Source organism: Peteryoungia desertarenae (assembly GCF_005860795.2).
GTDB lineage: Bacteria > Pseudomonadota > Alphaproteobacteria > Rhizobiales > Rhizobiaceae > Allorhizobium > Allorhizobium desertarenae.
Genome location: NZ_CP058350.1, coordinates 3,442,527 through 3,457,018, shown reverse-complemented (window position 1 = coordinate 3,457,018; position 14,492 = coordinate 3,442,527). Strand labels below are relative to the sequence as shown.

The window sequence follows — 14,492 nt, the reverse complement described above, 5'->3', positions numbered from 1 at the left end:
TGCCCTTTGGTCTGAACAAGGACTGCGCATATGAACGATGTTATCGAAAAGCCCACATGCCGCGTTGTTCGGCCCGGAGCCACTTTTGATGGACAGCAGGGGCTCAGCTATTTTGAAGGCATTGCGGCCCAGACGGTCGGTTCGACCGGATTGTGTATGCATCTTGTGACCATTCCGCCGGGTGCACGCGCCAGAGCGCATCTGCACGAAAATCACGAGACGGCGATCTATTGCCTCTCGGGCCAGGCCTATACCTGGTTCGGCGAGCGGTTGGAGGAGCATGTCGTGCTGCATGCCGGTGAGCTTATGTATATCCCCGCCGGTGTGCCGCATCTGCCGGCCAACCTGTCCAATGCGCCGTGTACGGCTGTGATTGCCCGAACTGATCCCAACGCGCAGGAGAGCGTCGTTCTGCGTCCGGACCTCGATCATCTGGTGTCGTTCTGATCTCATGGGCACCGTCCCAACGGCCCCCAGCTCGCACCTTCGGCAAGCTTTACCGTGATCCGGTCGTATTCCGAGACCTGGATATCAAGTTCGATGTCGGCCTGCTCGCCGCTGTCGCGAGCGCTGCAGGCGGCTTGTACGGCGTAGCCCCTGGCGCTGCTCGCCAGCACCTTGCGGAACTGGCAGACAGAAACGGCGGTCGCGACTTCGTTTGGCGTCAGGAGGAACAGAGTGTCTTCGTTCGTGGGAACACCCGTGCGGGCATAGAGGCATCCGTCTGCCGTGCCGAAGCTGCCGCCAAGCGGCAGTACGTCTGCCTTCAGCGTCCCCGGCAGGGCCAGGGACGCCAGAACCAGAACGGATACCAATCGCCCCCCTTGCATCTCAGACCCCGGTTGCCGGAATGCCGGTGCGCTCCACCTTGCGGGGAGCGACCAGTTCCTTCCAGGTCGAAAGGGCCTTGTTCACGGCGGTGAAGGGTTCGCGCTTGATGAACTTGCCATGGCCCTCGCGCGTCTTGACGGTTGCTTCTTCGATGGCGACCACGCCGCGTGTCAGCGTATAGCGTGGCAGGCCGGTCACTTCCTTGCCCTCAAAGACATTGTAGTCGATCGCAGACTGCTGAGTGCTCGCCGAGATCGTCTTTGAACGCTTCGGATCCCAGACGACGATATCGGCATCGGCGCCGACGAGGATCGCGCCCTTTTTCGGGTAGATGTTCAGGATCTTGGCGACATTGGTGGAGGTCACGGCAACGAACTCATTCATCGTCAGGCGACCGGTGTTGACACCATGGGTCCAGAGCATCGACATGCGATCTTCCAGGCCGCCGGTGCCATTCGGGATCTTGGCGAAATTGCCGACGCCATAGCGCTTCTGTTCGCTGGTGAAGGCGCAGTGGTCGGTTGCGACGACTGACAGCGACCCTGACTGCAGGCCGGCCCAGAGACTGTCCTGATGCTGTTTGTTGCGGAAGGGGGGCGACATCACCCGGCGGGCGGCGTGGTCCCAGTCCTTGTTGAAATATTCGCTTTCATCCAGCGTCAGATGCTGGATCAGCGGCTCGCCATAAACACGCATCCCCTTGGCGCGGGCGCGGCGGATCGCTTCATGGGCCTGTTCGCAGGAGGTGTGCACGACATAGAGCGGCACGCCCGCCATGTCGGCCAGCATGATTGCGCGGTTGGTCGCTTCGCCCTCGACTTCCGGCGGACGAGAATAGGCATGGCCTTCCGGTCCGTCATTGCCTTCGGCGAGCAGCTTGGCCGTCATCGAGGCAACGACATCGCCGTTTTCGGCATGCACCATCGGCAGGGCGCCGAGCTCGGCGCAGCGCTGGAAAGAGGCGAACATCTCGTCGTCATTCACCATCAGCGCGCCCTTATAGGCCATGAAATGCTTGAAGGTGTTGATGCCCTTTTCCTGAACCACCACCTTCATCTCGTCGAAGATGCGCTCGTTCCAGCCGGTCACCGCCATATGGAAAGAGTAGTCGGCATTGGCGCGACCGCTCTTGTTGTCCCACATGGTCAGTGCTTCCAGAAGGGACTGGTCCGGTGCCGGCAGACAGAAGTCTACGACCATCGTCGTGCCACCGGCCAGACCGGCACGGGTCCCGCTTTCGAAGTCATCGGCGGAATAGGTGCCCATGAAGGGCATTTCCAGATGCACATGCGGATCGATCCCGCCCGGCATGACATAGCAGCCCGTGGCATCGAGCACTTCCGAACCGGAGAGGTTCGGCCCGATCTCGACAATCACGCCGCCCTCGATCTTGATGTCAGCCTTGTAGGTCAGATCGGCGGTAACGATGGTCCCGTTCTTGATGACTGTGCTCATGTTGTCTCTCCCCGTCTGGTGTTCTTGATTGTGACGCACTTTCTTCGTTGAGGCATAGTGCGGAGCGAGCCTTTCATCACGCGACGATCTCCGCTGTCTCCAGAACGGCCTGCAGCAGGACATCGCAGCCCGCTGCGGCCCAGTCCTTCGAGATCTCCTCGGCCTCGTTGTGCGACAGGCCGCCGACACAGGGACACATGATCATGGTTGAAGGCGCAACCCTTGCGGCCCAGCAGGCGTCGTGGCCGGCGCCGGAGATGATGTTCATGTGGCTGTAGCCGAGGCGTTCGGCGGCGTTCCGGACGCTTGCAACCAGCGTTTCGTCAAAAGTGACGGGATCGAAATGGCCAACGGCCTCTACCGAACAGCCGACGCCAAGGGCAGCACAGATTTCGGCCGCCTGTGCCTCGATCTTGGCACGCATTCGGTCGAGCTTTTCCTGTGACGGCGTGCGAATATCGACGGTGAAGACGACGGTGCCCGGAAGCACATTGCGGGAATTCGGCGAGAATTTCATCTGCCCGACGCCGCCGACGGCACCTGGCTGTTCGCTCATGGCGACCTCCTGGACCATTTCCAGGATCCGCGCCATGGCCAGGCCGGCATTGACGCGCATGTTCATTGGCGTGGAGCCGGTATGGGCCTCCCTGCCAGTCAGGGTGAATTCGAGCCACCAGAGGCCCTGACAGTGGGTGACCACGCCGATCTGCTTTTGCTCGGCTTCGAGGATCGGACCCTGTTCGATATGGTATTCGAAATAGGCATGCATCTTTCGTGCGCCCACTTCCTCATCGCCCAGCCAGCCGATGCGCTTCAACTCGTCGCCGAAACTCTTTCCCTCCATATCCTTGCGGTTATAGGCGTAGTCGAGTGTGTGCATGCCAGCGAAGACGCCGGATGCCAGCATGGCTGGCGCAAAGCGTGCGCCTTCCTCGTTCGTCCAATTGGTCACGACGATCGGATGCTTCGTCTTGATGCCGAGGTCATTCATGGTGCGCACCAGCTCGAGGCCGGCCAGCACGCCGAGCACGCCGTCATATTTGCCGCCTGTCGGCTGGGTGTCGAGATGGCTCCCGACATAGACGGGAAGGGCATCCGGATCGGTGCCCGCGCGCGTCATGAACATGGTGCCCATCTGGTCGACGCCCATGGTGAGACCAGCGTCCTCGCACCAGCGCTGAAACAGTCTGCGACCTTCGGCATCTTCATCTGTCAGGGTCTGGCGATTGTTGCCGCCGGCAATGCCGGGGCCAATCTTCGCCATTTCCATCAGCATGTCCCAGAGCCGATCTCCGTTCACACGCAGGTTCGTGCCGGTTTGCGCCGTCATCCGATTATCCTCACCTGTTCTCATGCGGCCACGTTTCGTGGTCCGACTATTCCCCTGTCGTGGCGAGCGGATTGTTTTGTTCTTTCCACTTGCCTATCGGTTGTTGCCTTTCTTCTGCAACTGTCCAATAATTTGACCGACTGGTAAAACATTACAGCTTCCGGCGCGGCACTCAAGCCGAAAATCGGAAAAAATCACGACAAAAAACTGGGCAATTGCTCACAAAATGTGCGTCAGTATTCTTGTTTTATATCAAGACTTTACTGGCTGGGTGGGGTGGAAATGGCGATACCGAGAGCAGCGCAAACCTTGAGGCGAACCCGCATCCAGGAAGAGAAGGAAGAAATCATCCTTGAAGCCGCTCTCGAAGTCTTCTCGCAGCGTGGCTTTCACGGCTCCACGATCGACCAGATCGCAGACGTCGCGGGCATGTCGAAACCCAATCTGCTTTACTACTTCCGGACCAAGGAGGCGATGCATCGCGCCCTGATCGACCGTGTGCTGGAAAACTGGCTGGAGCCGCTGAAGGCATTTGACGCCGATGGTGATCCGGAGGAGGAGCTTTGCTCCTATATCCGCCGCAAACTGGAAATGGCACGCGATTTTCCCCGGGAAAGCCGGCTGTTTGCCAATGAAGTGCTGCAGGGCGCGCCGCATATCATCGGTGTTCTCGAAGGGCCGCTGAAGGAGCTGGTTGACGAAAAGGCCGAGGTCATCGAGGCCTGGATCAAGGCTGGCAAGATCCGACATTGCGATCCGAGACACATGATATTCTCCATCTGGTCAACGACCCAGCATTACGCAGACTTCGATGTTCAGGTGAAAGCGGTCCTCGGCCCAGGGCAGGACGGCGACGATCGCTTCGAGCAGGCGGCACAGTTTCTGGAACAGCTTTTTGTCGACGGACTGATTCGTCCGGTGGATGTCGCCCTCGCTGATAGTTGATGCTTATTCAATCCCGCAGAAGTCCCATGACCAGCAATCCTGCTGCCGTGACCAGCGCGCCGACGAAAACGGCAGGCGATGCCCAGCCGTTACCAAGAACACCTTCCAGCAGGATGATAAAGGTTGGCGTCAGGTAGCCATAGCCGAGCACTTTCGGCGCTGGCAGACGCATTGAGGCATATTGCAACAACATGAAGGTCAGTGCGGTGGTGACAACCGAGAGATAGAGGATCGTGGCCCAGACTGTCAGAGGCAGCGCGGCAAAATCTGTCTCGGCAAGAGGAACAGCACCACCCGGTAACAGCCAGGGGATGGTGAAGACTATAACCCAGAAGCCAAAGGCAAGCGGGTTTTCGCCATGGCCGAATTTGCGGATAAGCGGCACATAGGCACCGTGACAGATCACTCCGACCAGGTAAATCAGCTCGCCGGTGCCGATATCAAAGGAAAGGATCGCTGCCACATCGGCGCGAAAGATAACCCAGATGGCACCCAGGGCAGCAATGATCAGGGCGGACAAGACGTCCGGCCGCGTGCGCTGGCCAATGAAAATCAGGGCGAAACCTGCACTGATCAGCGGCATCAGGGTAAAGACCGCACCCGTCTGGACCGGACTGGTAAACTCCAGCGCGGTGAACATGGTCACCATATAGACAGCAATCAGGCCACCCAGGATGGCGAAGCGCCAGATGCGGCGGGGCAGGGAAAAGGGCACGCGCAAGACGGCAAAGGTCAGCAAGCCCATGACGAGAACAGTCAGCAGATAACGCCAGAGCGTCAGCGGACCGGCATCCATGTGGCGTGCGGCCATGCCACCGAAAGAGAAAGATCCGGCAATCAGGGCCGCGAAGAGCAGCATGGCGAGATGGGCCTTCAGCTTTTCCCGACCCTTGGCATGGATCAGCAGGGCATTGCCGGTCGGCTTTACGGCTTCCGTCTCCGACATTCTGCCCTCCTTGGCGGGCAGGCTGTCACTTGACCCGGTCCGCAATCTCATTCATCTGGCTTCATGATCCCCGAAGGATGCCCCGTCGGCGGCCACTCCGCCTGTGCAGTTACTGGAAAGTGCAATTGATGACAATCACGATCGGCTTCGCAGATACCGACCGCAAGACCAGCGATGTGCTGGAAGATGTAATCCAGTCCATGGATGGTGAACACATCACGCTTCGCGAAATCCTGTCGAAGATGGGGGAGAGCGGCCTCCTGCTCCTGTGCGGCCTGTTGTCCTTGCCCTTTCTCGTCCCCGTGTCGATCCCGGGCGTTTCGACAGTGTTTGGTGCCGGCATTGTGCTGATCGGTATCGCGATCACCTTCAATCGCTTGCCTTGGCTGCCGTCGAAGATCGCCGATCGGCGGCTTGACCGGGAAAAGCTGGTTCCAGTCCTTAAGCGCGGGGTCACCATCCTGCGCAAGGTCGATCGCTATATTCGCCCGCGCCTGCCGTTCCTGACAACGGGTGTGCTGATGAACCGGATCAACGGCCTGATGTTGACGGGGGCAGGTGTCCTTCTGATGGCACCGCTTGGTTTCGTGCCCTTTTCCAATACGCTGCCTGGCGTCGCCATCCTCTGCATGTCGGCTGGTATTTCGCAGCGGGACGGAGCGATGGTGGCCGCCAGCTATGCGCTGATTGCTGCGACAATTCTCTATTTCAGCATCATCGTGCTTCTGGCTGTGAGCGCCGGACAGAGCCTGACGGGACTGGGTGGGTGATCGACGGACGAGCGCCGGCTCGCTTCCCGTCCAGGGTGATCTTGCTCCAGCCGCGATAGCCCGCAACGACAGCCTTTTGCCCAAACCAGCCCCGCCCGCCTGGTTCGACTTGTCAAACAAAGAAGGGGCGCTCGCGCGCCCCACCATTGCTCGGCCGGCCTTTCCCTTATTCCGCAGCCTGAACCGCCATCGGATTGTTCGGATGGGTCGTCCAGTTGGCGTAGTTGGGGTCGACCGGCTTGCCGGTGCGCTGGTCGATCGTGCCGGGTTCGAGGCCGACCATGGTGATGCAGTTTTCGACCGGACAGACATTGACGCAGAGATTGCAGCCGACGCATTCGTCTTCCATCACCTCGAACTTCCTCACGCCATCAACGATGCTGGTGATTGCCTGGTGCGAGGTGTCCTCGCAGGCGATGTGGCAGCGACCGCACTTGATGCAGGCATCCTGATCGATATGGGCTTTCGCCACATAATTGAGGTTGAGATACTTCCAGTCGGTGACATTCGGCACGGCGCGTCCGCAGATATCATCCAGCGAGCGGTGGCCCTTGGCATCCATCCAGTCATTGAGGCCCGAGATCATCTCCTGGACGATCTTGAAGCCATAGGTCATGGCGGCGGTACAGACCTGCACGTTGCCAGCACCCAGCGCCAGGAATTCGGCCGCATCACGCCAGGTCGTAACACCGCCGATGCCGGATATCGGCAGGCCATAGGTTTCCGGGTCGCGGGCGATTTCGGAGACCATGTTGAGCGCGATCGGCTTCACCGCCGGGCCGCAATAGCCGCCATGGCTGCCCTTGCCGCCAATGCTGGGGTTCGGCGAGAAGTTGTCGAGATCGACCGATACGATCGAGTTGATCGTGTTGATCAGCGACACGGCATCGGTGCCGCCGCGCTTGGCGGCGCGGGCCGGGTTGCGGATATCGGTGATATTGGGCGTCAGCTTGGTGATGACGGGCATGCGGGTATATTGCTTGCACCAGCGCACGACCATTTCGATATATTCCGGCACCTGACCGACGGCTGACCCCATGCCGCGCTCGGACATGCCGTGCGGACAGCCGAAATTCAGCTCGATGCCATCAGCGCCTGTTTCTTCGACGAGCGGCAGGATCGCCTTCCACTCTTCCTCGACGCAGGGCACCATGATCGAGGCGACAAGCGCCCGATCCGGCCAGTTCTGCTTCACCATTTTCATCTCCTGCAGGTTCACCTGCAGGGGGCGGTCGGTGATCAGTTCGATATTGTTGAGGCCAAGAAGGCGGCGGTCTGCGCCCCAGATTGCGCCATAGCGCGGGCCGTTGACGTTGACGACCGGCGGGCCTTCCGAGCCCAAAGTCTTCCAGACGACGCCGCCCCAGCCCGCCTTGAAGGCGCGCTCGACGTTATAGGCCTTGTCGGTCGGTGGGGCAGAGGCCAGCCAGAAGGGGTTGGGCGACTTGATGCCGACGAAGTTATTGCGAAGATCAGCCATTGTTCAAATCCTCTCTAAGCGTTGCGTCATGCGACTGCGGTCACGCCCGCCGTCATGACGGCGAGAGAGCGGTTGATGCTTTCGGCCGCATCGCGGCCCATGGCGACGGCAGAGACCGTCAGGTCCTGACCTCCGAAGGCGCAGTCGCCGCCGGCCCAGACTCCCGGGATCGAGGTGCGGCCTTCGGCGTCGATGGCGATCTTGCCGCCTTCGAGCTTAAGCCCGTCAAGACCCTGGCCGTCGAGCTTCTGGCCGATGGCAACCAGAATCTGGTCCGCCTTGATCTCGACTGTGTGGCCGGTGCCCTTCATCAAGCCGTTTTCGAGATGGGTGTATTCGAAGGTGATCGACGAGCAGTGGCCGTGGTGATGGGCGACTTCCTTCGGCTGCAGCCAGTGGCGGATATGCACACCCTTCGAGGCTGCCAGATCCTGCTCGAACTCGGAGGCATTCATGTGCTCCTTGCCGCGGCGATAGCAGATGGTGACATTTTCCGCGCCGAGAAGCTTGGCCTGGACTGCCGCATCGATGGCCGTCATGCCGCCGCCGATGACGACGACGTCACGCCCGACCGGAACGTCTGCCTTATCGTCCGCCTGGCGAAGATTGGCGATGAATTCGACGGCATCGAGCACGCCATTGATCTGGGCACCCGGGATGTTGAGCGCATTGACATTGCCAAGACCGGCCCCGATGAAGACGGCGTCATGCTTGGCCTGAAGGTCGGCCAATGTGAAATCGCGGCCCATCATCTGGCCATCAAGCACGTCGATGTTGCCGAGTGACAGGATGTAATCGACTTCCTGCTGGGCAAAGTCGTTGGGCGTCTTATAGGCGGCGATTCCGTATTCGTTGAGGCCGCCAGCCTTTTCGCGGGCTTCATAGACAGTGACCTGATGACCGTGCATGGCAAGCCGATGCGCGGCAGCCAGACCTGCGGGACCTGCCCCGATCACGCCGACAGTTTTGCCCGTGGATGGGCCGGGCGTGTAGAACTGGCGGCCCTGTTCGATGGCAATGTCGGTCGCATAGCGCTGCAGGCGTCCGATCTCGACCGGGCGCTCCTCGGCCGTGTTGCGCACACAGGCCTCTTCGCAGAGCGTTTCGGTGGGACAGACGCGGGCGCACATGCCGCCGAGAATGTTCTGGTCAAAGATCGTCTTGGCCGAGCCGAGCGGATTGCCGGTCGAGATCTGACGGATGAACATCGGAATGTCGATGGCCGTCGGACAGGCGGTCATGCAGGGCGCGTCATGACAGAAATAACAGCGGTCGGCGGCGACAAGCGCCTCGTGATCGCCGAGGCGTGGATGCAAGTCAGAAAAATTCTTTGCATAATCGGCAGCGTCAAGCCGCCCGGCCTTGAGGCCCGGTTCCAGTCTTCGCATCGCAGTTCCCTCTTTATGTGTTCGAAGCGATAGGCAAAGCGTAATCCAGGAACAAAAATTTATCAAACGGTAAAAAAATCAAAATCAGAGAAAAACTCCAGGATTTGCAGGCACTCCAGACGTCGTTTGCGCAATTGCCAGGCAAATGCCTGTCGAATGTTCAGCAAAAACATGACCGAAAAAGTCATCTATATACTTTACTCTTTTTCTCATGTTTTGTATGGCTGAGGACAGGAAAGGGATTGTCGCGGGACATCCTTTGGCGTGAAGGAGGATGGTATGGCGAAGAAGAAGACGAAGCACGCCGCATGCAAGACCGGCGGCAATGCGACAGAGGTGCTGCCGCAGCGGACGCAGCCGGAAGTGAAGAGCTTCCTCTATGTCGGTGGCCGGGATTGCCAGGTTGCCCATCTTCGTCAGATCGCAACAAATTTCGGCGCGGAACTCATTCACCATGACGGCGGTTTGAGAGAAGCGGTCTCCCGCATCGACACCGTGCTGCCCTCGGTCGACTGTGTCTTCTGCCCCATCGACTGTATCAGCCACGATGCCTGTCTGCGGGTCAAAAGCGGATGCAAGAAGTTCGGCAAGACCTTCATTCCGCTTCGCAATGGTTCGAAGTCCAGCCTGGAACGAGCGCTGCAGACATTGAGCGAGAGGAATGGAAACGGATGAGTGACAATGGTGCCAACCGCGATCAGCGGGGTCTTGCAGGATTTCATGCGATAGCGCAGCAGCGCGGGGACGGATTGCTGCCGGAACTGGCAGGGCTGGTTTGCGGTGCTACACCTGAGACGGAATGCCCAGCAAGGGCCGAAGTGACGAATTGCGAAATCGTCACCTTGCCGGGCTTGCATGAAAGATCGAAACATCCCGCTTGTGTCGGGCTAAAGAGGGTTCCCGCCCAGATCATCGAATTTCCGGCGCCAAAATGGCAGAAGAATGCGACCCGGCAGGCATAGTCTGCTTTTGGTGGGGGAGGCGGCGCAGGATGAACCAGGACAACAACCATGGATCGCGCCGATCTCACCCCTGATAGACGCATGGATATCGTCCCGGTACTTCCATCTCTGGATTTCGCCCAGACAAGCGATTTCTACCGGAGCTATCTTGGCTTTGAGGAAATGCCCTTTTCCCATGACGATTACATGATCATCAGACGCGGTTGCGTCGAATTGCACTTCAGCCTCACACACGACCCTGGCCTTTGCCATGCCAGTTCGGTCATCATTCGCTTTCCCGATGTAAGACAAATCTACGACGCTCTTCGTGGCAGGGGCATTGATGTTATTCGTCCGTCTGTGCAGGGGCCAGGGGGACAAGTCTTCCACCTTCGGGACCCCCACGGGCTTTTGCTCATCTTCGCCGACGGTCTTGGCCAATGTCTCGCCAACGGTCATGGCGACGTCAGCAAAAGCGGGGTTGGCTGAGGTCATCAAGCCAAGAAAACTGAATCATGCGCTCTTTTGAGGCAGAAGAGCGCCGATTGTGCCAACCAGCCAGCCGGCAATCAATGTCATTCCACCAGTCGGTGCTGCCATTGCAAACAGGCCGCTCCCGACGAAGTGGCGCGAGACCAGGTCTCCGGCAAAAAGCAGCGTCCCGACGACCAGCAACCAGGCTGACACTGTGGCAAGACGCAACCGGTCCTGTAGTGCAGCCAGCGCGAGGATGGCTGGTGCATGGACGAGGCAAATCATGGAGGCCGGGCGCAACAATGCCTCTCCACCGGCATGGCTTGCCGCTGCCGCGAGTGCGACCCCTGCCGCACCTGCCAGACCGGCAATAGCGATAAGGGCGCGGGAGCTGGCTTTGATTGGGGACATGATCATTCCTTGTTCTGCATGTGATGAGCCAGGCGCAGTATGGGCTCCCAGATGATCTCACGTAGCTTCGGATTTTCGACCGTCTCGTCCATGGCACGCCGGAAGCAAAGCAGCCATTCGTCCCGTTCCACGGGCCCGATTTCGGCGACGAAGTGCCGCCGTCTCAGCATCGGATGGCCGCGCTTCTGCATGTAGATCGGCGGACCGCCGAGATAGCCGGTCAGATAGTCATAGAATTTTTCCTCGCTGCCAGTGAGGTCCGCCGGATGCACAGCACGGCAGTGCGATGCCTCGGGCAATGTGTCCATCAGCTCATAGAACCGGCGGCACAGGCGCTTGACGGTGTCGTCGCCGCCAATGGCCTCGTAGAGCGTGATCGCTTCCTCGCTCATGCGCGTTCCTTTCCTGATCGTTCTGCCTTTTCGCCGGCCTGATCGTCTGCTGCAATGACATTTCGCAAGACTGTGGCAAAGCGGCACAGAGCCTCGCAACGCAAAAGGAGCGGCTGATGAGGGCCGCTCCCTTCGGTTCGGGTCACGAAAACCAACTGCCTCAGATGTTGTTCATCAGAACCTTACGCAGCTTGTCGAAGAGTTCGTCGATCTGCTCGTGGGTGATGATCAGCGGCGGCGAGAGCGCGATGATGTCGCCGGTGGTGCGGATCAGCAGGCCGTCATTATAGGCGTTCAGGAAGGCGTTGAAGGCGCGCTTCGTTGGTTCGCCGTCGATCGGTTTCAGCTCGATCGCGCCGATCAGGCCGAGATTGCGGATATCGATGACATTGGGGCAGTCCCGCAGCGAGTGCAGCTTCTCTTCCCAGTAAGGCGCGATTTCGGCCGCACGGGTCAGCAGGTTCTCGTCGCGATAGGTGTCGAGCGTGCCGAGTGCTGCTGCGGATGCAATCGGGTTGCCGGAATAGGTGTAGCCATGGAAGAACTCGATCATGTGCTCGGGTCCCTGCATAAAGGCGTCATGGATCTCGGCGGTGACGAAGACCGCGCCCATCGGGATGACGCCATTGGTCAGGCCCTTGGCCGTGACCATGATGTCGGGCTTCACGTCGAAATACTGGGCGGCAAAGGGGGCGCCGAGGCGGCCGAAACCGGTGATGACTTCATCGAAGATCAACAGGATGCCGTGCTTGGTGCAGATCTCGCGCAGGCGCTGCAGGTAACCCTTTGGCGGGATGAGCACGCCGGTCGAGCCGGAGACGGGCTCGACGATGACGGCGGCAATGGTCGAAGCGTCATGCAGGGTGACGATGCGCTCCAGCTCGTCGGCGAGATCGCCGCCATGCTCCGGCATTCCCTTGGTGAAGGCGTTCTTGGCCGGCTGGTGCGTATGCGGCAGGTGGTCGACGCCGGTCAGAAGCGTACCGAACATCTTGCGGTTGGAGACGATACCACCGACCGAGATGCCGCCGAAATTGACCCCGTGATAGCCGCGTTCGCGACCGATCAGGCGGGTGCGGGACCCTTGCCCCTTCACGCGCTGATAGGCAAGCGCGACCTTGAGCGCCGTCTCGACCGATTCCGAGCCGGAATTGGTGTAGAGCACATGCGCCATGTTGTCCGGAGCGAGGTCGATCAGGCGGTTTGCGAGTTCAAAGGCCTTGGGGTGGCCGAGCTGGAAGGCCGGCGCATAATCGAGTTCGCCCGCCTGCTCGCGGATTGCTTCTGTGATCAGCGGACGGCAGTGACCGGCGTTTACACACCAGAGGCCTGCCGTGCCATCGAGCACCTGGCGGCCGTCATGGGTGGTGTAGTGCATGTCCTTGGCGCCGACGAAAAGGCGCGGCTCCTTCTTGTACTGGCGATTTGCCGTGAACGGCATCCAGAAGGCGCGCAGGTCGTTTGGCGTGGAATTGAGGCGGTTGGACATCGTGTTCTCCATGGCCTTGGCAGTTGGGGGCCATATCCCGGTTGTCGGCGTTTGAGCCACTGTAAATTTGATCGCCCGGTCAAATTATCAGCGCACCCCGAAGCGTCAAGGCACCATAACGAAACGTCATGGAAGCTCCGGCTTTGCGTGATGAATGGTCTCGGATAGCGCCTCCATCGTACCGAATGCGACGCCGAGCCTGGGGATAGGAGCTAAAGCAGGAGCAAGGTGAAAGCGGCCACGGTGGCAATCAGACAAGCCCTGCACCGATGGCATTTGGTGTTTCCAAGGATGCGGCTAGCGAGTCGATACGCATCAAGCAAAAAGCCTTGGCTTTATGTGAGGCCAAGGCTTTCAAGTCTAATCGCCGGCTGGAAGGGATCGCTCCGAAGCCGCTTTGTCATATTTCAATCAATGCGCGCATCAGGTTTGACATGCACTTGGCATGCCAGCGCTACCATCAGGCGGCATTTTTATTGGCGACCGCCGGGCAATAAATGCCCTCCAGAGTGCTCAGGATCTTGATCACGGACTCGGACGTGCTGGAATAGTAGATCGTCTGGGCATCGCGGCGGGTCTTGACCAGCTTTTGTGCGCGCAGCTTCGACAGGTGCTGTGACAGGGCCGACTGGCTGAGTCCAACCTGGTTTGCCAGAACACCGACTGGAACTTCACCTTCAACGAGACTGCAAAGAATCATCAGACGTTTCGGGTTGGCCATGGCAGAAAGAAGGCCAGCGGCTGCAACAGACTGTTCGGACAATGCTTTGGTTTTCATGTGTTCAACTTTCCTTAGTCGAGCGCCTTTGGGGGGATGGCAGTCGTTCGAAATGCGGTACATTGGAATAAACATGACAATATCAGCCACATTAGGATTGTATATGCCTAAATTTAAGGTACTGCGTATTCTGAATTAGATAGTTCTAACGTTAATTCGCTTCGATTTGAAACAGGTTTTGCAAACTCGAATCGAAGCAGCAAGTCGCCGGAAATCAAATCGATTCCGGCCCTGTCCAACCCGCAAAACGCCCAATTTCTGGCCTCTGCTCCAAATTTCAGCAGCGCAAGTCTCGATGCCGCATCCGGATTGTTATACCTTAAATCTAGTAGTACCTGTTCTTCGTTACCCCACAGGTCGCCTTCGGCGGGTTCAATGGTGAAATCTGCCCCGGGCAGCACATAGGCGCGTCCGAAGCCGCCATTCAGGCTGGCCTGGGTTGGAATGAGGCGGAAGAAGCAGAAATCGGGAAAATCGACATAGAGTTTTGCCTTCGCATGTCGTTCGATGAAACGACTGCGGATTCGCTGATGTATCGGACTGCCCGGCTCGACCCTTTCGGCGCTACACTGAAGTGAGAGACGTGGATGGGCGAGGGGATCGCCTTTGCCAGGTTCGCCCGTCAGCAGGGATGCACGCGGGTCAGCGTTCAGTGCCTTCGTATGACCGGAAAGGGCGGAGACGAGGATGACCGGCACGCCATCATGATCCATGCCCAGGAGGACGCGACTGACCGAGGGAAAACCGGTTTCGGGGTCAATCACGCCAATGGATGCAAAACGGGCGCCCCGCAGCAGGATGCGCGCCTGCCGGCGTGCGTCCTCATCTGTCTCGCGCAGGACGGAAGGTTTGTCAGGCATTT

Annotated in this window: 17 protein-coding genes; 6 read left to right on the top strand and 11 right to left on the bottom strand. The window is 59.2% G+C overall.

Going from position 1 to position 14,492, the window contains the following annotated elements; translation table 11 throughout:
• The first annotated feature begins 30 nt into the window (after window positions 1-30).
• A complete protein-coding gene (locus FE840_RS16795; RefSeq protein WP_138287771.1) occupies window positions 31-447 on the top strand; it encodes a cupin domain-containing protein in 417 nt (138 codons plus the stop codon).
• 2 nt (window positions 448-449) lie between these two features.
• On the opposite strand, the gene FE840_RS16790 is transcribed toward FE840_RS16795, so the two are convergent.
• The 3 genes from FE840_RS16790 to FE840_RS16780 form a co-directional block, all read right to left on the bottom strand.
• On the bottom strand, window positions 450-815 hold the full coding sequence (locus tag FE840_RS16790) for a hypothetical protein (protein WP_138287770.1): 366 nt from the start codon (window positions 813-815) through the stop codon (window positions 450-452).
• 16 nt (window positions 816-831) lie between these two features.
• Window positions 832-2,286 carry a dihydropyrimidinase gene (hydA, locus tag FE840_RS16785; protein WP_138287769.1) on the bottom strand — a complete coding sequence of 485 codons (1,455 nt, stop codon included), beginning with the start codon at window positions 2,284-2,286 and terminating at the stop codon, window positions 832-834.
• Between the two features lie 76 nt (window positions 2,287-2,362).
• The gene (locus FE840_RS16780; protein ID WP_138287768.1) at window positions 2,363-3,616 is read right to left on the bottom strand and encodes a Zn-dependent hydrolase; all 1,254 of its coding nucleotides are present in this window, start codon (window positions 3,614-3,616) and stop codon (window positions 2,363-2,365) included.
• A gap of 282 nt (window positions 3,617-3,898) precedes the next feature.
• Here FE840_RS16780 and FE840_RS16775 point away from each other — a divergent pair, with 282 nt between their 5' ends.
• On the top strand, window positions 3,899-4,561 hold the full coding sequence (locus tag FE840_RS16775) for a TetR family transcriptional regulator C-terminal domain-containing protein (protein ID WP_138287767.1): 663 nt from the start codon (window positions 3,899-3,901) through the stop codon (window positions 4,559-4,561).
• A 7-nt stretch (window positions 4,562-4,568) separates the two neighbouring features.
• Here the strand turns inward: FE840_RS16775 and FE840_RS16770 are convergent, their stop codons facing one another.
• Window positions 4,569-5,507, bottom strand: a complete 939-nt coding sequence (locus tag FE840_RS16770; protein WP_138287766.1) for a DMT family transporter — start codon at window positions 5,505-5,507, stop codon at window positions 4,569-4,571.
• Between the two features lie 128 nt (window positions 5,508-5,635).
• Here FE840_RS16770 and FE840_RS16765 point away from each other — a divergent pair, with 128 nt between their 5' ends.
• Window positions 5,636-6,277, top strand: coding sequence for an exopolysaccharide biosynthesis protein (locus FE840_RS16765; protein ID WP_138287765.1), 642 nt, complete (start codon window positions 5,636-5,638; stop codon window positions 6,275-6,277).
• 166 nt (window positions 6,278-6,443) lie between these two features.
• Here FE840_RS16765 and preA read toward each other — a convergent pair whose 3' ends face one another.
• Together preA and FE840_RS16755 are read right to left on the bottom strand one after the other, a co-directional pair.
• On the bottom strand, window positions 6,444-7,757 hold the full coding sequence (preA, locus tag FE840_RS16760; protein WP_138287764.1) for an NAD-dependent dihydropyrimidine dehydrogenase subunit PreA: 1,314 nt from the start codon (window positions 7,755-7,757) through the stop codon (window positions 6,444-6,446).
• Between the two features lie 26 nt (window positions 7,758-7,783).
• Window positions 7,784-9,145: an NAD(P)-dependent oxidoreductase gene (locus FE840_RS16755; protein WP_138287763.1), complete on the bottom strand. Its 1,362-nt coding sequence runs from the start codon at window positions 9,143-9,145 to the stop codon at window positions 7,784-7,786.
• A 279-nt stretch (window positions 9,146-9,424) separates the two neighbouring features.
• On the opposite strand from FE840_RS16755, the gene FE840_RS16750 reads away from it, so the two are divergent.
• From FE840_RS16750 to FE840_RS16740, 3 genes are read left to right on the top strand one after another with little or no spacing between them, the layout of a single operon-like run.
• Window positions 9,425-9,820 (top strand): DUF2325 domain-containing protein, encoded by a 396-nt coding sequence (locus FE840_RS16750; protein ID WP_138287762.1) that lies wholly within the window; start codon window positions 9,425-9,427, stop codon window positions 9,818-9,820.
• Entirely contained in the window at window positions 9,817-10,107 is a 291-nt protein-coding gene (locus FE840_RS16745) for a hypothetical protein (RefSeq protein WP_138287761.1), read from the top strand. The genes FE840_RS16750 and FE840_RS16745 overlap by 4 nt, the downstream gene beginning before the upstream one ends.
• Before the next feature lie 48 nt (window positions 10,108-10,155).
• Window positions 10,156-10,575, top strand: coding sequence for a glyoxalase superfamily protein (locus FE840_RS16740; RefSeq protein WP_138287760.1), 420 nt, complete (start codon window positions 10,156-10,158; stop codon window positions 10,573-10,575).
• Between the two features lie 24 nt (window positions 10,576-10,599).
• On the opposite strand, the gene FE840_RS16735 is transcribed toward FE840_RS16740, so the two are convergent.
• The 5 genes from FE840_RS16735 to FE840_RS16715 form a co-directional block, all read right to left on the bottom strand.
• Complete coding sequence (locus FE840_RS16735) at window positions 10,600-10,971, bottom strand: DUF423 domain-containing protein (RefSeq protein ID WP_138287759.1); 372 nt, start codon at window positions 10,969-10,971, stop codon at window positions 10,600-10,602.
• 2 nt (window positions 10,972-10,973) lie between these two features.
• Window positions 10,974-11,363: a group II truncated hemoglobin gene (locus FE840_RS16730; protein ID WP_138287758.1), complete on the bottom strand. Its 390-nt coding sequence runs from the start codon at window positions 11,361-11,363 to the stop codon at window positions 10,974-10,976.
• Window positions 11,364-11,523: 160 nt separating this feature from the next.
• Complete coding sequence (gene aptA, locus FE840_RS16725; RefSeq protein WP_138287757.1) at window positions 11,524-12,852, bottom strand: omega-aminotransferase AptA; 1,329 nt, start codon at window positions 12,850-12,852, stop codon at window positions 11,524-11,526.
• A gap of 460 nt (window positions 12,853-13,312) precedes the next feature.
• Window positions 13,313-13,630 (bottom strand): ArsR/SmtB family transcription factor, encoded by a 318-nt coding sequence (locus FE840_RS16720; RefSeq protein ID WP_138287755.1) that lies wholly within the window; start codon window positions 13,628-13,630, stop codon window positions 13,313-13,315.
• A gap of 113 nt (window positions 13,631-13,743) precedes the next feature.
• Complete coding sequence (locus FE840_RS16715) at window positions 13,744-14,490, bottom strand: HugZ family pyridoxamine 5'-phosphate oxidase (protein WP_138287754.1); 747 nt, start codon at window positions 14,488-14,490, stop codon at window positions 13,744-13,746.
• Window positions 14,491-14,492: the final 2 nt, after the last annotated feature.